Annotated in this window: 16 protein-coding genes and 1 tRNA gene; 12 read left to right on the plus strand and 5 right to left on the minus strand. The window is 69.9% G+C overall.

Going from position 1 to position 16211, the window contains the following annotated elements; all coding sequences use genetic code 11:
• Nucleotides 1–40: 40 nt before the first annotated feature.
• Nucleotides 41–850, minus strand: a complete 810-nt coding sequence (locus tag Ade02nite_RS39250) for a hypothetical protein (protein WP_239169372.1) — start codon at nucleotides 848–850, stop codon at nucleotides 41–43.
• A gap of 186 nt (nucleotides 851–1036) precedes the next feature.
• Here Ade02nite_RS39250 and Ade02nite_RS39255 point away from each other — a divergent pair, with 186 nt between their 5' ends.
• Nucleotides 1037–1591 carry an RNA polymerase sigma factor gene (locus Ade02nite_RS39255; protein WP_203775076.1) on the plus strand — a complete coding sequence of 185 codons (555 nt, stop codon included), beginning with the start codon at nucleotides 1037–1039 and terminating at the stop codon, nucleotides 1589–1591.
• A gap of 558 nt (nucleotides 1592–2149) precedes the next feature.
• Here Ade02nite_RS39255 and Ade02nite_RS39260 read toward each other — a convergent pair.
• The 3 genes from Ade02nite_RS39260 to Ade02nite_RS39270 all read right to left on the minus strand — a co-directional run bounded on the left by Ade02nite_RS39260 (nucleotide 2150) and on the right by Ade02nite_RS39270 (nucleotide 3628).
• A complete protein-coding gene (locus Ade02nite_RS39260; protein WP_203775078.1) occupies nucleotides 2150–2389 on the minus strand; it encodes a hypothetical protein in 240 nt (79 codons plus the stop codon).
• Between the two features lie 370 nt (nucleotides 2390–2759).
• A complete protein-coding gene (locus Ade02nite_RS39265) occupies nucleotides 2760–3518 on the minus strand; it encodes a helix-turn-helix domain-containing protein (protein WP_203775086.1) in 759 nt (252 codons plus the stop codon).
• A 32-nt stretch (nucleotides 3519–3550) separates the two neighbouring features.
• Nucleotides 3551–3628, minus strand: a tRNA-Leu gene (locus Ade02nite_RS39270).
• Between the two features lie 131 nt (nucleotides 3629–3759).
• On the opposite strand from Ade02nite_RS39270, the gene Ade02nite_RS39275 reads away from it, so the two are divergent.
• The 10 genes from Ade02nite_RS39275 (at nucleotide 3760) to polA (ending at nucleotide 15022) form a co-directional block, all read left to right on the plus strand.
• Nucleotides 3760–4383 (plus strand): ANTAR domain-containing response regulator, encoded by a 624-nt coding sequence (locus Ade02nite_RS39275; protein WP_203775088.1) that lies wholly within the window; start codon nucleotides 3760–3762, stop codon nucleotides 4381–4383.
• 211 nt (nucleotides 4384–4594) lie between these two features.
• Nucleotides 4595–5755 carry a branched-chain amino acid ABC transporter substrate-binding protein gene (locus Ade02nite_RS39280; RefSeq protein WP_203775090.1) on the plus strand — a complete coding sequence of 387 codons (1161 nt, stop codon included), beginning with the start codon at nucleotides 4595–4597 and terminating at the stop codon, nucleotides 5753–5755.
• 106 nt (nucleotides 5756–5861) lie between these two features.
• Nucleotides 5862–6812, plus strand: a complete 951-nt coding sequence (locus Ade02nite_RS39285; protein WP_379037026.1) for a branched-chain amino acid ABC transporter permease — start codon at nucleotides 5862–5864, stop codon at nucleotides 6810–6812.
• Nucleotides 6812–7939, plus strand: a complete 1128-nt coding sequence (locus Ade02nite_RS39290; protein ID WP_379037038.1) for a branched-chain amino acid ABC transporter permease — start codon at nucleotides 6812–6814, stop codon at nucleotides 7937–7939. The genes Ade02nite_RS39285 and Ade02nite_RS39290 overlap by 1 nt, the downstream gene beginning before the upstream one ends.
• Entirely contained in the window at nucleotides 7932–8822 is an 891-nt protein-coding gene (locus Ade02nite_RS39295; RefSeq protein ID WP_203775094.1) for an ABC transporter ATP-binding protein, read from the plus strand. Before Ade02nite_RS39290 ends, Ade02nite_RS39295 begins: the two co-directional genes overlap by 8 nt.
• Nucleotides 8812–9522, plus strand: a complete 711-nt coding sequence (locus tag Ade02nite_RS39300) for an ABC transporter ATP-binding protein (protein WP_203775095.1) — start codon at nucleotides 8812–8814, stop codon at nucleotides 9520–9522. The genes Ade02nite_RS39295 and Ade02nite_RS39300 overlap by 11 nt, the downstream gene beginning before the upstream one ends.
• A 27-nt stretch (nucleotides 9523–9549) precedes the next feature.
• A complete protein-coding gene (locus Ade02nite_RS39305; RefSeq protein ID WP_203775097.1) occupies nucleotides 9550–10455 on the plus strand; it encodes an ABC transporter substrate-binding protein in 906 nt (301 codons plus the stop codon).
• Between the two features lie 10 nt (nucleotides 10456–10465).
• The gene (locus Ade02nite_RS39310; protein WP_203775099.1) at nucleotides 10466–11470 is read left to right on the plus strand and encodes an amino acid ABC transporter permease; all 1005 of its coding nucleotides are present in this window, start codon (nucleotides 10466–10468) and stop codon (nucleotides 11468–11470) included.
• A complete protein-coding gene (locus tag Ade02nite_RS39315; RefSeq protein WP_275409983.1) occupies nucleotides 11467–12231 on the plus strand; it encodes an amino acid ABC transporter ATP-binding protein in 765 nt (254 codons plus the stop codon). Before Ade02nite_RS39310 ends, Ade02nite_RS39315 begins: the two co-directional genes overlap by 4 nt.
• Before the next feature lie 97 nt (nucleotides 12232–12328).
• Nucleotides 12329–15022, plus strand: a complete 2694-nt coding sequence (gene polA, locus Ade02nite_RS39320; protein ID WP_203775101.1) for a DNA polymerase I — start codon at nucleotides 12329–12331, stop codon at nucleotides 15020–15022.
• Between the two features lie 247 nt (nucleotides 15023–15269).
• Here polA and Ade02nite_RS39325 read toward each other — a convergent pair whose 3' ends face one another.
• Nucleotides 15270–15758 (minus strand): hypothetical protein, encoded by a 489-nt coding sequence (locus Ade02nite_RS39325; RefSeq protein WP_203775103.1) that lies wholly within the window; start codon nucleotides 15756–15758, stop codon nucleotides 15270–15272.
• Nucleotides 15759–15853: 95 nt separating this feature from the next.
• Here Ade02nite_RS39325 and Ade02nite_RS39330 point away from each other — a divergent pair, with 95 nt between their 5' ends.
• Nucleotides 15854–16207, plus strand: a complete 354-nt coding sequence (locus Ade02nite_RS39330; RefSeq protein WP_239169373.1) for an ArsR/SmtB family transcription factor — start codon at nucleotides 15854–15856, stop codon at nucleotides 16205–16207.
• Nucleotides 16208–16211: the final 4 nt, after the last annotated feature.

Raw genomic sequence — 16211 nt, forward strand, 5'->3', positions numbered from 1 at the left:
GCGGATCCCGGCCCGGCGGGGCGGGGGAGACTGGCTACCCTCAGCGGCGGCGTTCGCCCTCCGCCATGCTCTCCGCGGTGTCCGGCACCGGCGGGATCTCCTCGTCCGGCGGCAGCCGGTGCGCCGCCGCGGCCGTACCCGTCACCCCGGCCTCCGCGATCTTCGCGTCCAGGTCGCGGGTGGTGTTGACGACCTCCTCGTGGAACGTCCGCGCGTCCGCGTCCACCGCGCGATGCCGCGCCCGCGGCTTGTCCGGCGCCTCCTCGAAATCGGTCAGCCCGGCCGCATAGCCGGCCACCCCCGCCGCACGCTCCGGGGTCAGCTGGAGGACATCAGGCCGTACGGCGGAAACCTCCCGCAACCGCAGCGCCGTCACCAGATCGGCGATCGCCCGCAGCACCGCCAGCCCGCCCAGCGTCACGATCACCGGGTCGGCCGCCCGGGACAGCGGGCTCGACGCGTAGAACCCCAGCCCCGTCTGCACCACACCCAAGGACAACATCAGGCCCCACGTACGGTCGGTGCCCCGGTTCATCGTCGCCACCGCGACGTCCACCGCGCCCCGCACCATCAGGAACCAGCCGATCAGCGAGGCCGGCGTCGTGTACGTGGAGTCCCGGTCCAGCAGCACGATCACCCCCGTCGCCGCGAACAGCGCCGCCATCGCCGCGTTCAGCCACCACGTCCGCGTGCCCGCCAGCGCCCGCACGGCCTCGCACAACGCCCCGAAGAAGATCACCGGAGCGGCCACGCCCACGATGTCCGCCGGCTCCAGGCGCATCACGCTCCACCCGATCGCCAGCCACGCCACACCGGCGAACAACAGAAAACCCCACATGCTGTTCCGCATGACCGTCAGGGGCGAGGAACCGGACCACAACATGAGGCCTCCAGCCGAACGTGTCTGGACCATGACAACATCCGCCGCCCGGCCCCACCGGCGGTTCCGCCGGATTCACAGCCGGGCCCATCGATCAGGTTCTTCCCGTGCCCCGCGCGGGTATCAACGGCACGCACCCACCCCCGGGAGACCCCCGTGCCCGACGACCCGCTGGCCGACGCGCTCCACGCCGCCCGCGACGGCGACCGCCGCGCCTTCGCCACCCTGTGGCGCGGCCTGCACCCGCCGATGCTGCGCTACCTGCGCGTCATCGCCGCCGACCACGCCGAGGACGCCGCCAGCGAGACGTGGCTCCAGGTCATCCGCGACCTCGGCCGCTTCGACGGCGACCTGCCCGCCTTCCGCGGCTGGCTCTTCCGGATCGCCCGCAACCGCGCGCTCGACGCGGTCCGCCGCCGCCCCCAGCCGCCGCCCGCCCCCACCACCAGCACCGCCTCCTCCGACGCCGCCACGGTCACGCTGGAGAACGACGGCACCGCCTGGGCGCTCGGCCTGATCGCGCAACTGCCCATCGACCAGGCCGAAGCCGTCATGCTCCGCGTCGTCGTCGGCCTCGACGTCGCCACCACGGCCGACATCCTCGGCAAAAGACCCGGTGCGGTGCGCGTCGCCGCGATGCGCGGCCTCCGCCGCCTCGCCGCCCACCCCCAGGTCCGCGACCGCGCCCACCCCAGCCGGCAGGGGGTGTAACAAAATGCGGCACCTGCGCGCTCTCCTCACAGCGCTGCGAAAGCGGAGAAGCACCGACACCGACCTCGCCGCCCGCGACCCCGGACTGCGCCGGCTCCTCGACGCCGCCCGGGCCCCGGCCACCGCCGAGGAGCTCGACGGCGAGAAGAGATTCGTCGACGCCTACACCGCCGAACGCAAACGTGCTGCCCGCGCCGCACGCCGCCACCGGCCGGCGAGGATCCGGGCCGTGCTCGTGCCCGCCACGGCCGGCCTGGCTCTCCTGCTCCTCACCGGCACGGCCGTGGCCGCCCGCACCGGCAACCTCCCCCAGGAAGCCCAGCAGCACGCGCACCGCCTGTTCTCGGCGCTGGGCGTACCTGCGCCGAGAACAGGCACCCCGTCCCCAGGGGACACCCCGGCCCCGTCCGGGCCGGCCACCAGCCGGCCCGGACCGGGACCGGCCCCCGACGTGGCGGCCTTCACCCGCTGCGAAGCCTGGCGCGGGGCGGCACCCCTGAGCAGCCACGACAAACGCAAACTGCTCGCCGACGCGGGCAGTGAGCGAGCCATCGGGGACTACTGCGAAAAGGTACGACGATCGGCGTCACCGGCCCCGGGCTCGGCCCCGGGATCGGCGCCCACCCCGTCACCCACCACGCCGCCTACGCCGGCGCCCGCGCCCCCGCCACCGTCCTCGCCCAGGCAGCCGTCGCCGTCGGGGTCGGCGAGCGTGTCCTCGTCGCCGGGCTCCTCCGCGCGGCCTTCCGCCCGTTCGCCGGCTCGATCGCCGACTGGGCCGCCCGCTCGAGCGTCCACGCCGGCCCGATCGGCCGCCGGGCCGGCGCCCGCGGGCGCCCGGTCCCCCTTGCCGCCGTCAAGCGGGGAACGGTCCCCAGCGCCGCGTGAAAACCGCTCCGGAAAGGCGCGGACCTCCGCGGAACCGGCGTACAGTAGCGCTGACCAGCCGGAAAACGGGCGAAACGACCCGCCCGCCGCCCGCGCGACCGTGCCCCCCGCGAAAGAGCCCTCCACGGCCGGCCGCCCACAGCGGTCCGTCACCGGCCCTCCAGCCGAGGTCACCGATGGTCGTCGACTGCCCTCACGCTCCGCCCGGCCATCGCCCGCGCCGGTCACCCGGAGCTAGGGGAGGCCTGCCCGAGCACGCCCCGCCGCCGTGGGCGAACGGTCACCATTTCGGCCCCACGAACTCGTCGAGCCGGGCCACCGCCTCCCGCCGCGCCACCGACAGCATGTTGCGCCGGCACATCCGCCAACTGATCCCCAATCGATCGAGCGATTGCTGACAGAGCCGCATGATGTCCGCGGATTCGTTCGAGAAGTTATAGCGCGGATACGTGTAAACGCGTTCGCCGCGCGTTATCCGGTTGGAAACGCGGCAGCCGTCGGAGTGAAACAGCCCGCGCAGAAATGATCCGCCATTGGCGTCGATCAGCGGCTGCTGCCAGGCGGCCAGATAGATCGCGCGCTCGTGCTTGTGCGCCGGCCCGTGCTGAGGGAGAAGGCACGGCCAATGATTCGAATAGCTCTGCACGCCGACGCAGCCGGCCTTCTGAACCCGCTGCACGTTCTTGGCGAGCACCGCGAGCATCGCTGCCTCGCACTCGTCGATCAACCCGGGCCAGGCGTCGGCGCAGTAGACGCGGAGGACGGGAACCTTCGCCTTGGTCACCAAATGGCCGTCGCCCAGGTAAAGGCCGAGAAGATAGGCGTAGGCGCCTTGATCATTCGGCGCGCGCGGTGGGTGGGCGCAGCGCGGGCACCGAACCTCTTCGGCGTCGAGCGCGGCCCGGTGACGTGCCCGTTCGCCGTAGAGCCAATGTCCGACTGTCGGCCGGGGCAATCCGAGGGCGCGGCAGATCTCGCCAAAAGGCACTCCTTCGGCGCGAAGTCGTAGGGCTCGCTCGCGAATCTGCGGCGGATGCATGACCCCTAGTATCGAACGGGGGTACGACATTTTGGTGTCCCCGGTGGGATTCGAACCCACACTGTATGGATTTTGAGTCCACTGCCTGCTGCCGATTGGGCTACGGGGACAGGCGGCTGTGCGTTGGCGATGAGATGGTCACGCCGTGCTGAGCAAGAGACAGCCTACCCACTACGCTTAGGGCGGCGACACCCGCATACCGGGGTGTCGTGTCCACAGGAGTGTTGGGGGTAGGGGTTCCGTGGCCGACTCGCAGGCTGGTGCCGAGCGCAAGCGGGTGTTGATCGCCGAGGACGAGGCCCTCATCCGGCTCGATCTCGCCGAGATGCTCGTGGAGGAGGGCTACGACGTCGTCGGCGAGGCCGGTGACGGTGAGACCGCCGTGCGCCTGGCCGAGGACCTTCGGCCCGATCTCGTCATCCTCGACATCAAGATGCCGATCATGGATGGGCTGGCCGCCGCGGAGCGGATCGCCGGTGGGCGCATCGCCCCGGTCGTCATCCTGACCGCCTTCTCGCAGCGCGATCTCGTCGAGCGGGCGCGTGCGGCCGGCGCGATGGCTTATCTGGTGAAGCCGTTCCAGAAGTCCGATCTGGTTCCGGCGATCGAGATCGCGCTGTCGCGCTATTCGGAGATCGCCGCGCTGGAGTCGGAGGTCGCGGGTCTGACCGATCGTCTGGAGACGCGCAAGTCGGTGGAGCGCGCCAAGGGCGAGCTGATGACGAAGTACCAGATGACCGAGCCGCAGGCGTTCAAGTGGATTCAGCGCACGGCGATGGACCACCGGATGACGATGCGTGAGGTGGCGGATCGGATCCTGGCGGAGGGTCAGGAGGCTGGTGGCGCCGAGGCCACACAAAGTTGATCTTGAGGGTAGTGCGGTTGTAACACCTCTGCCGACCGAGGCGTCACGAGACGTAACGGTTCGATGAAAGCCCGATCGAAGTCTTTTGGCAGGCAGGGAACCTGGGATAGCGTCCCGGCCCATAACGGGGCACGGCGTGGTTGCGTAGGTACGCAAGTGCCAATCGGCCGCCAGTGGCTCGGTGGGTTCGGTATGGAGGAGGGTTCCAACCTTGAGGCAGTCTCTCGCACGAGCCATCGGCGGCGTGGCCATGGTCGGCCTTCTCGTGGGCGCGGCGGCATGTGCCAGCGATGACGAGGGCGGCAGTGGCTCGACGGACGCGGCTGCCTGCGGCAGCAAGATCGCGTTCTTCGGCGCGCTGACCGGCGGTAACGCCCAGCTAGGTATCAACATCCGCGACGGCGCGAAGCTCGCCGTCGACCAATACAACAAGGCCAACGCCGACTGCAAGGTCGAGCTGGTCGAGAAGGACTCGGCGGGTGACCCGGCGCAGGCCTCGGGTCTCGCGACGTCGATCGTCCAGGACGCCAAGGTCCTCGGCGTGGTCGGCCCGGCGTTCTCGGGTGAGTCCAAGGTGGCCAACCCGATCCTGAGCAAGGAGGGCGTCGTCATCATCACGCCGTCGGCGACCAACCCGGCGCTGGCGGCTCAGGGTGACAAGACGTTCCACCGCGCTCTGGGCAACGACGCTTCGCAGGGTCCCGGCCTGGCGCTGTACATGAAGGACGTCATGAAGGTCCAGAAGGCCTTCGTGGTGGACGACGCGTCGGAGTACGGCAAGGGCCTCGCCGACCAGGTGAAGCAGACGCTGGGCTCGGTCGTGACGTCGTCGGCGGTCGTCAAGGAGCAGCAGACCGACTTCGGCGCGCTGGTCACCCAGATCAACAGCTCGGGCGCCGACTCGATCTTCTGGGGCGGTTACTACCGCGAGGCGGCTCCGTTCCTGAAGCAGTACCGTGACGCGGGCGGCAAGGCGAAGTTCGTCGCCGGCGACGGTGTGAAGGACCAGGCGTTCGTGGACGGCGCCGGTGCTGCCAACGCCGAGGGCGCGATCCTGACCTGCCCGTGTGTTCCGCCGGAGAAGGCGGGCGGCACGTTCGCGGCCGACTACAAGGCGGCGACCGGCCGTGAGGCGGGCACGTACAGCGCTGAGGCGTTCGACGCGGCGAACATCCTGCTGCAGGGCATCAAGGCGGGCAACTCGACCCGGGAGAAGCTGGAGACGTTCGTCGACGGCTACACCGGGCAGGGTGTGACCACGAGCTTCAAGTTCCAGGAGAACGGCGAGATCGACCCGTCCGCGGTGGCGATCTGGGCGTACAAGGTGCAGGGCGGCAAGATCGTGGCCGACCAGGAGGCGCCGAAGAGCTGACCTCGAAGGGTCCGTTCTCGCGGGTTGTTTGAGCTGCGAAACGTGCGGTCGGGAGCTCTGTCTCCCGGCCGCACGTCCTGTATGACTTTCCTGTGCTGGAGTCGCGTTGAACTTTGAATTCCTGGGCGACAACTTCATGTCGCTCACCGTGACGGGACTGACGCAGGGCGCCATCTATGCCCTGGTCGCTCTCGGTTACACGTTGGTCTACGGCGTCCTGCGCCTGATCAACTTCGCTCATTCCGAAGTGTTCATGATCGGCACGTTCGTTACCACGATCGTCTGGGCCGGCCTGGGCTTCGGTGTGGGGGCGTCGGCTCCGGGCACCTTCGGGGTGCTGGGACTGATCGCGCTGGCGATCGTGGCCGCCGGCGCGGCGTCGGGCGGTACGGCGCTGATCGTGGAGCGTGTGGCCTACCGGCCGCTGCGCAAGCGTAACGCGCCCAGCCTGATCTTCCTGATCAGCGCGATCGGCGCCTCGGTGGCGCTGTTCGAGCTGGTGGGTGCCATCACCGACCGGCAGCCGCGGGGCATGCCGAGTCTCGTCCAGCCGAAGGTGCAGTTCACGATCTTCGGCGCCGACATCACCAACCTGCAGATCGGCATCATCCTGAGCGCGCTCGCGATGCTCGCCGGCCTGGACATCTTCATCAACCGCACCCGGCTGGGCCGGGGCGTGCGTGCCGTGGCACAGAACCCGGACGTGGCGGCGCTGATGGGTGTCAACAAGGACCGTGTCATCATGCTGATCTTCGTGCTGGGCGGCATGATGGCGGGCGCGGCGTCGGTGCTCTACGACATCAAGGTCGGCCTGACGACGTACTCGGTGGGCTTCCTGATCGGTATCAAGGCGTTCACCGCGGCGGTGCTGGGCGGCATCGGCAACCTGCGCGGTGCCCTGCTGGGCGGCCTGCTGCTGGGCGTGGTGGAGAACTACGGCGCCGGTGTGTTCGGCAACGAGTGGATGGACGTCGTCGCCTTCGTGATGCTCGTGGTCGTGTTGCTGTTCCGCCCGACGGGTCTGTTGGGTGAGTCGCTGGGGAGGGCGCGGGCATGATGGCGGTTATCGATTCCGCGCGGAAGGCCGACGAGAGCCGGGTCCGTGCGGTGACCGGCCTGCGGGACCGCTGGGCCAACCTGCCGTACGGCTGGCGGATCTCTGTTCTGTTCGCCTTCGTCATCTTCCTGTACGCGCTGCCGGGCCTCGAGATCCCGCTGATCAAGACGCCGGACACGGACTTCACCTCGGTGCTGTTCCTGTGCGCGGTGTACGTGCTGGTGGCGGTCGGCCTCAACGTCGTGATCGGGCTCGCGGGCCTGCTCGACCTGGGCTACATCGGCTTCTACGCGGTCGGCGCCTACACGGTGGCCATCCTCGGCTCGCCCAACTCGCCCGTCGTGATCCAGTACCCGTGGGTGGTGTGCGTCCCGATCGCGATCGCGGTGACCATGGTGTCGGGTGTGATCCTCGGCTGGCCGACGCTGCGGCTGCGGGGCGACTATCTCGCCATCGTGACGCTGGGCTTCGGTGAGATCATCCGGGTGTTCGCCCTCAACTCCGACATCACGAACGGCAACCGGGGCATCACCGGCGTGCCGGTGCCCTCGGAGGGCACGTGGCCGGAGTGGATGGACTGGTTCCCGGGCATCACCGCCGGGCGGCCGATCTTCAGCGTCTCCAACGTCATCGGCTTCTACTGGCTGGCGCTGACCCTGGTCTTCATCTGCATGCTGGGCGTGCGGCGGCTGGAGCGCAGCCGGGTGGGCCGTTCGTGGCTGGCGATCCGCGAGGACGAGGACGCCGCCGAGGTGATGGGCGTGCCGACGTTCAAGTACAAGCTGTGGGCGTTCGCGATCGGTGCCGCGCTGGGCGGCCTGTCGGGTGCGCTGTTCTTCAGCAAGCAGACGTTCATCAACGCGCAGGGCTTCGACCTGTTCACGTCGATCCTGTGGGTGGCCGCGGTGGTCATCGGCGGTGCGGGCAACCAGCTGGGTGTCGCGCTCGGCGCGATCCTGCTGGCGTACCTGCCGGAGCGGTTCCGCGAGTTCGCGGACTACCGGCTGCTGATCTTCGGCGTCGCGCTGATCGTCATGACGATCTTCCGGCCGCAGGGTCTGCTGCCCAGCCGCCGTCGCAAGGTCGAGCTGGAGGACCGGGCTAAGGAAGGTGCCGTCGGTGAGTGAGCGCGACAACCTGCTCGAGGTCGACAACGTCACGATCCGCTTCGGCGGCGTGACGGCCCTGGACGGCGTGGACTTCGTCGTCAAGGAGGGCGAGATCCTCGGCCTGATCGGCCCGAACGGCGCCGGCAAGACGACCTGCTTCAACGCGGTGACCGGCGTGGTCAAGCCGACCAGCGGCGCGATCCGGTTCCGTGGCAAGGCCCTCGTGGGCCAGCAGCGGCACAAGATCACCCGGCTCGGCATCGCGCGCACGTTCCAGAACATCCGGTTGTTCCCGGAGATGACGGCGCTCGAGAACGTGCAGGTCGGCGCGGACGCCCGGCACAAGACCAGTGTGGTCGGCGCGCTGTTTCGCACCTGGCGGGTGCGGGTCAAGGAGCACGAGCTCGTCGCCATCGACGCCAAGAGCGGCGTCGGCCGGCTGGTGCAGCAGGTCCGCCGTACCGGGCAGAGGATCTTCGGTCTGTCGCGGCACACGCTGGAGGAGCGGGCGGCGCGCGAGAAGGCGGTCGAGCTGCTCAAGCTGGTCGGCATCGAGCACCGCGCCGGCGAGCTGGCCCGCAGCCTCGCGTACGGCGAGCAGCGCCGGCTGGAGATCGCGCGGGCGCTGGCCACCGAGCCCGGCCTGCTCTGCCTCGACGAGCCGGCCGCCGGCTTCAACCCGGCCGAGAAGGAATCGCTGCTCGAGCTGATCCGCAAGATCCGCGACACCGGGGTCACCGTGCTCCTGATCGAGCACGACATGCGCCTGGTCATGGGCGTCACCGACCGGATCGTCGTGCTGGAGTTCGGCAAGAAGATCGCCGAGGGGACGCCCGCCGAGGTGCGGGAAAATCCGGCGGTCATCGCCGCCTACCTGGGGGTGCCCACCGATGCTGCTTGAGCTGGACAACGTGACGGTGGCGTACGGGCGCATCGAGGCCCTGCACGGCATCAGCCTGACCGTCGGCGAGGGCGAGATCGTCGCGCTGATCGGCGCGAACGGCGCCGGCAAGTCGACGACGATGCGCGCCATCTCGGGTTTGCGCCCGGTGGGCAAGGGCAAGATCCGTTTCGACGGTGACGACATCACGAAGATGCGGGCCGACCTGCGGGTCGTCCGTGGCGTGTCGCAGTCGCCGGAGGGCCGCGGCATCTTCCCGGGCATGACGGTCCGCGAGAACCTGGAGATGGGCGCGTACACGCGCAAGCTCCGGTCGGAGATCGACGAGGATCTCCAGCGGGCGTTCGACCTGTTCCCGCGCCTCAAGGAGCGGGAGAGGCAGGCCGGCGGCACGCTGTCCGGCGGCGAGCAGCAGATGCTCGCCGTGGGGCGCGCGCTGATGAGCCGGCCCAAGCTGCTGCTGCTCGACGAGCCGTCGATGGGTCTCGCGCCGATGCTCATCCAGCAGATCTTCGACATCATCGTCGAGATCAACCAGCAGGGCACCACGGTGCTGCTGGTGGAGCAAAACGCGCAGCAGGCCCTGTCGCGCGCGCACCGCGCGTACGTCTTGGAGACCGGGCGGATCGTCAAGGAGGGCACGGGGACCGACCTCCTGACCGACCCGGCGGTCAAGGACGCCTACCTCGGCGTCGCGTAACCCCCCTTTGGACAACTAGGAGACATCATGTTCCGCACCTCCCCCGGCCGCCGGGCGATCCTCGGCCTGGCCGCAGCGGCGGCGCTGACGTTGTCGATGGGCGCGTGCGGCTCGGAGTCCGACGACTCCGGGTCGAGCGGCGCCCCGGCGCCGAGCGCCTCCGCCGACACCGCGCTCGCCGACAAGGTCCCGGCCGACATCAAGTCCGCGGGCAAGCTGGTCATCGGCACCGACTCGTCGTACGCGCCGAACGAGTTCCTCGACAGCGACGGCAAGACGGTGATCGGCTTCGACGTCGACCTGTTCAACGCGGTCGCGCAGAAGCTCAACCTGACGACCGAGTGGCAGTCGGCGACGTTCGACAGCATCATCCCGGGCGTCAACAGCGACAAGTACACCGTCGGCGTCTCCTCCTTCACGATCAACGACAAGCGGCTGAAGGAGGTCAACATGGTGTCGTACTTCTCGGCCGGCACCCAGTGGGCCGCCAAGAAGGGCGCCACGATCAACCCGGACGACGTCTGCGGCAAGAAGATCGCCGTGCAGACCGCGACGGTGCAGGTCGACGACCTGACCGCCCGCTCCAAGAAGTGCACCGACGCCGGCAAGGCCAAGATCACGATCGACCAGTACCAGAAGCAGTCGGACGCGACGAACGCCGTCAACACCGGCAAGGACGAGGCCATGCTGGCCGACTCCCCGATCGTGGCGTACGCGGTGAAGCAGACCAACGGCACGCTCGAGCTGGTCGGCGACATCTACGACTCGGCGCCGTACGGCTACGCGGTGGCCAAGGACCAGACCGAGTTCGCGAACGTCATCGCCGAGGCGGTGAAGGCCCTGATCGCGGACGGCACCTACAAGCAGATCCTCGACAAGTGGGGCGTCACCGCGGGCGCCGTCACCACCGCCGAAGTGAACCCGTCGGTCTGATCCGCCTCACATGAGCGACCAGACCACCACCGAACGGGCACGGCCTGAACCGATCAAGGCCGTGCCCGTCCGGCACCCCGGGCGCTGGGTGACGATCGCGATCCTCGCGGTGCTCGCCGCGATGTTCGTGCACCTGCTGGTGACGAACGACAACTTCCGCTGGTCGTTCATCTTCCTGTCCTACGAGGACGGCAAGCGCGGCGTCATGTTCACCGGGCCCGTTCTCGAGGGCCTGCGCGGCACCATCCTGCTGACCATCACGTCGATGGCGATCGGCATCGGGCTCGGCGTGATCCTCGCGGTCATGCGGTTGTCGCCCAACCGGATCCTGTCGTCCGTGGCGTTCCTCTACACCTGGTTCTTCCGGGCGGTGCCGCGCCTGGTGCTGGCGATCCTGTTCGGCAACCTGAACATCCTGTGGAGCCGGGTCGGCTTCGGCCTGCCGTTCGACAAGCAGATCGGCGACCTGTTCGGCATCGACAACTTCAACGGGCAGTTCTACAGCATCCGCGCGGTCGACCTGCTGGCCGGCTTCGTCGCCGGCATGCTCGCGCTGGGCCTGTCCGAGGCCGCGTACATGGCTGAGATCGTCCGGGCCGGCCTGCAGTCGGTCGATCAAGGGCAGACCGAGGCGGCGGTCGCGCTCGGCATGTCCCGCTTCCAGGTGCTGCGGCGCATCGTCCTGCCGCAAGCCATGCGGGTGATCGTGCCGCCGACCGGCAACGAGACCATCGCCATGGTCAAGGACACGTCGCTGGTGGCGTACGTCCCGGTCGCGGGCGAGCTGTGGTTCCAGCTGAACGCGGTCTCCGCGCGTACCTTCGTGGTGTTCCCCGTGCTCGTCGCCGCCCTGATCTGGTATCTGATCATCTGCACCGTCCTGATGATCGGCCAGTTCTTCCTGGAGCGGCACTACGGCAAGGGGTACGGCGCCACGGGCCGGGCGAGACAGCGGCTGCGCGACATCGAGGTCGAGCAGGGCGGCCGGATCACCACCACCGGGGAGGGCACATGAGCGACGTGATGGTGCGCGCCGAGAACGTGCACAAGTCGTTCGGCTCGCTCGAGGTGCTCAAGGGCATCGACCTCGAGGTGAGGGCCGGCGAGGTCTGCTGCGTGCTCGGCCCGTCCGGCTCGGGCAAGTCGACGTTCCTGCGCTGCGTCAACCACCTCGAAAAGATCAACGCCGGCCGGATCTTCGTGGACGGCGACCTGATGGGCTACCGCGAGCGCGGCGGCAAGCTGCACGAGCTCGGCGAGCGCGACGTGGCCAAGCAGCGCCGCTCGATCGGCATGGTGTTCCAGCGCTTCAACCTGTTCCCGCACATGACGGTTCTGCAGAACGTCATGGAGGCGCCGTGCCGGGTCAAAAGAGAGAGCAAGGCTGACGTACGGGACAGAGCGGTCGCCCTGCTGGACCGGGTCGGGCTCGGCGCCAAGACGGAGTCGTACCCCGGCCAGCTGTCCGGCGGCCAGCAGCAGCGCGTCGCGATCGCCCGGGCCCTGGCGATGCGGCCCAAGCTGATGCTCTTCGACGAGCCGACCAGCGCGCTCGACCCGGAGCTGGTCGGTGAGGTCCTCGACGTGATGAAGGATCTCGCCCGCGACGGCATGACCATGGTCGTCGTGACCCACGAGATCGGCTTCGCCCGCGAGGTCGGCGACAAGCTGATCTTCATGGACGGCGGTGTCGTCGTGGAGCAGGGCGCGCCGCGCGAGGTCATCGCGAATCCGCAGCACGAGCGAACCAGGGCATTTCTGAGCAAGGTGCTCTAAGCAGGCGGGGTGGTCCGGGTTTCTGGCAGAGACATTTAGACGGCTTCGCCGTACTGCGACGCAACAATGTCAGACCCCACGACTAGAGTTCCTGGACGTGAGCGAAGACGCCCAGACCCCCCGTTTGCTGCTGCTCGACGGCCACTCGCTGGCCTACCGGGCCTTCCACGCGCTGCCCAAGGAAAACTTCAGCACCCAGACCGGGCAGCACACGAACGCGGTCTTCGGTTTCACCTCGATGCTGATCAACATGTTGCGCGACGAGAAGCCGACGCACATCGTGGTCGCCTTCGACGTCTCGCGCGTCTCCTTCCGCACCGAGAGATACCCGGAGTACAAGGCCGGCCGCTCGGCGACGCCGCCCGAGTTCCAGGGCCAGGTCAGCCTGGTCAAGGAGATCCTCGACGCGCTGCGCATCCCCTACGTCGAGAAACCCGGCTTCGAGGCCGACGACGTCATCGCCACCCTCGCCTGCCAGGCCCGCGACGCCGGCATGGAGGTGCTCATCTCCTCCGGCGACCGCGACGCCCTCCAGCTGGTCGACGAGCACATCACGGTCCTCTACCCGAGCCGCGGCGTCTCCGAGGTCTGGCGGATGACCCCCGCGCTGGTCGAGGAGAAGCAGCTCGTGCCGCCGCACCTCTACCGCGACAAGGCCGCCCTGGTCGGCGAGAGCAGCGACAACCTGATCGGTGTCCCCGGCGTCGGGCCCAAGACGGCGGCCAAGTGGATCACCGAGTACGGCGGCATCGAGGGCGTCGTCGCCAACGCCGACAAGATCAAGGGCAAGGCCGGCGACAACCTGCGCGCCCACCTGTCCTCGGTGATGCTCAACTACGAGCTCAACGCCTTGCGCAAGGACCTCGAGCTGCCGGTGCGCCCCGAGGACGTGCGCTGGCACGGCTGGGACCGCGAGGCCGTGCACCAGGTCTTCGACGCGCTCGAGTTCCGGGTGCTGCGCGAGCGGCTCTACAGCTATCTCGAGGCGGTCGAGCCCGAGGCCGAGTCCGGCTTCGACCTCGAGGGCCGGGTGCTGCGCGCGGGCGAGGTCGCCGGCTGGCTCACCCGGCACGCGGCCGCGGCTCCCGTGGGCGTCGCCTTCACCGGCACGTTCGGCCGCGGCACGGGCGCGCTGACCGGCATCGCCATCGCCACCGGCGACGGGCCGGCGGCCTGGTTCGATCCGGCCGCGCTCGACGAGCCCGACGAGCAGGCCGTCGCCCTCTGGCTCGCCGACCCCGACCGTCCCAAGGTCGTGCACGACGCCAAGCCGGCCTCGCTCGCCGTCCGGGCGCACGGCTGGCGCCTGGCCGGCGTCCGCGTCGACACCGCCCTGGCCGCCTACCTGGCCAAGCCCGACCAGCGGCAGTACGACCTGAACGACCTTGCCCTGCGCTACCTCAAGCGCGAGCTGCGGGTCGAGGAGCCGCAGACCGGCCAGCTCGACCTGCTCGCCGGGGTGGGCGACGAGGGCGGCGCCGAGGAGAGCGTGATGCTGCGCGCCCGCGCCACCCTCGACCTGGCCGACGTGCTCACCGAGGAGCTGTCGCGCGACGGCGGCGAGTCGCAGACCCTGCTGACCGAGGTCGAGCAGCCGCTGTCCGAGGTGCTCGGCGAGATGGAGCACCTGGGCATCGCGGCCGACACGGTCTATCTGTCCGAGCTCGAGGCCCACTTCGCCGCCGAGGTCAAGGCGGCCCAGCAGGCCGCGCACGAGGTGGTGGGCCGCGAGTTCAACCTCGGCTCGCCCAAGCAGCTCCAGCAGATCCTCTTCGAGGAGCGCAAACTCCCCAAGACCAAGAAGATCAAGTCCGGCTACACGACCGACGCGGACGCCCTGCAGAGCCTGTTCGCCCAGACCGGCGACCCGCTGCTGGAGCACCTGCTGCGCCACCGCGACGTCGCCAAGCTCAAGTCGACGGTCGACGGCCTGCTCAAGTCGGTCTCCGACGACGGGCGCATCCACACCACGTTCAACCAGACCGTCGCGGCGACCGGCCGGCTGTCGTCCACCGACCCCAACCTCCAGAACATCCCGATCCGCACCGAGGAGGGCCGGCGCATCCGCCGGGCGTTCGTGGTGGGCGAGGGCTTCGAGTCGCTCATGACGGCCGACTACAGCCAGATCGAGATGCGCATCATGGCCCACCTGTCCGAGGACGAGGCGCTGATCGCCGCCTTCAACTCGGCCTTCGACTTCCACGCGGCGACCGCCTCGTCGGTCTTCCACGTGCCCGTCGAAGAGGTGGTCCCCGACCAGCGTCGCAAGATCAAGGCGATGAACTACGGCCTGGCGTACGGTCTGAGCGCCTACGGCCTGTCCAACCAGCTCACCATCCCGGTGGACGAGGCCCGCGCCCTGATGGACGAATACTTCGAGCGCTTCGGCGGCGTCCGCGAATACCTCCAGGCCGTCGTCCGCCGCGCCGTGCAGGACGGCTACACCGCCACCATCCTGGGCCGCCGCCGCTACCTGCCCGACCTGTCCAGCGACAACCGCCAGCGCCGCGAGATGGCCGAGCGCATGGCCCTCAACGCCCCCATCCAGGGCTCCGCCGCCGACATCATCAAGGTGGCCATGCTCCGCGTCGACCGCGCCATCCGGGAGTCCGGCCTGCGCTCGCGCATGCTCCTCCAGGTCCACGACGAGCTCGTCTTCGACGTGGCCCCCGGCGAGCGCGAGCCCCTCGAGGCCCTGGTCCGCCGCGAGATGGGCAACGCCCACCCGCTGTCCGTCCCGCTGGAGGTCTCCGTCGGCTCCGGCCGCGACTGGAACGGCGCCGACCACTAGCCCCGCGCGGCCGGCGCCCCCACCGGCCGCGCCCCACGGCGGGCTCGGCCGCGGCGCCCCGTGCCGGTGCTCAGTGCGGCGCGGTGCGTTCAGCCGCGCTGTGGGGTGTGCCGGGCGTCAGTCCGGCGCGGCCGTGCGGTCGCGCTGTGGGGTGTGCCGGGCGTCAGTCCGGCGCGGCCGTGCGGTCGCGTCGTGGTGGTGCCGGTGCTCAGTCCGGCGCGGGGCGCTCGGTCGCGCTGTCGGGCGTTCAGCTCGGCGCTGTGGGCTCGGTCGTGCGGCGGGCGGTGACGGCGCCGAAGGTCGCTCCCGCGGTGAGCGCGCCGGCGGCGAAGGCGAGGAACCACCACCAGAAGCCGTCGCCGGCGGCGGGCAGGGCGCGCAGCGCCACCACCGTGAGGGCGCCCACGGGCAGGGCCGCCGCCAGCGGCACGGCCGCCGCGGCCGGCCGGCGGGCGACCCCGATCGCCAGCGGCACGAGCAGCGGCAGATAGCCGGCCAGGTACAGCGTCCGCACGTCCCGCTCGAAGAAGATCGCCCAGGCGCCCGCGAGCAGCGCGCCGAGCGCCACCGCCGCCAGCGTCTGCACCACCATGAAGGCGGCGCCCGGGCGAGGCGGCGCGGGTGGCGCCTGCGGCCCGGTGCCCGGGTCGGTGCCCGGCTCGCCCATGCCCAGCCACATCGCCGTCACCTCGACGAGCTCGCGCGCCGCCGCGCGCACACCCCAGTTGCCGCCCATGCCGCCACCCTAGGCAGACGGCGCCACCCGGCCCTCGCGCACAGTGACGTGATCAGGGCCGAACGTGGTTGCGAGGCTTTGCAAGCGTGTGCCGCATGACGAGCCACACGACGAGCTTGCGCCTCGGCGGGTCGGCGCCGCTGGTGCGGGAACCGCTCGATGCCGAGCGGGCGGACGCGTACGCGCCCATGTTCAAGGCGTTGGGTGATCCGGTGCGCCTCCGGCTGCTCTCGATGATCGCCTCGGCCCGGGGCGGCGAGGTGTGCGTCTGCGACCTCACCGGGTCGTTCCACCTGACCGGGCCGACGATCTCGCACCATCTCAAGGTGCTGCGCGAGGCCGGCCTGGTCGACAGCGACCGCCGCGGCACGTGGGTCTACTACCGGATGGTCCCGGCCGCCCTCGCCGTGCTCGGCGGGCTGCTCGGCGCCGGAGCGCTGGCCGCCTGACCGC

This window comes from Paractinoplanes deccanensis (assembly GCF_016862115.1).
GTDB lineage: Bacteria > Actinomycetota > Actinomycetes > Mycobacteriales > Micromonosporaceae > Actinoplanes > Actinoplanes deccanensis.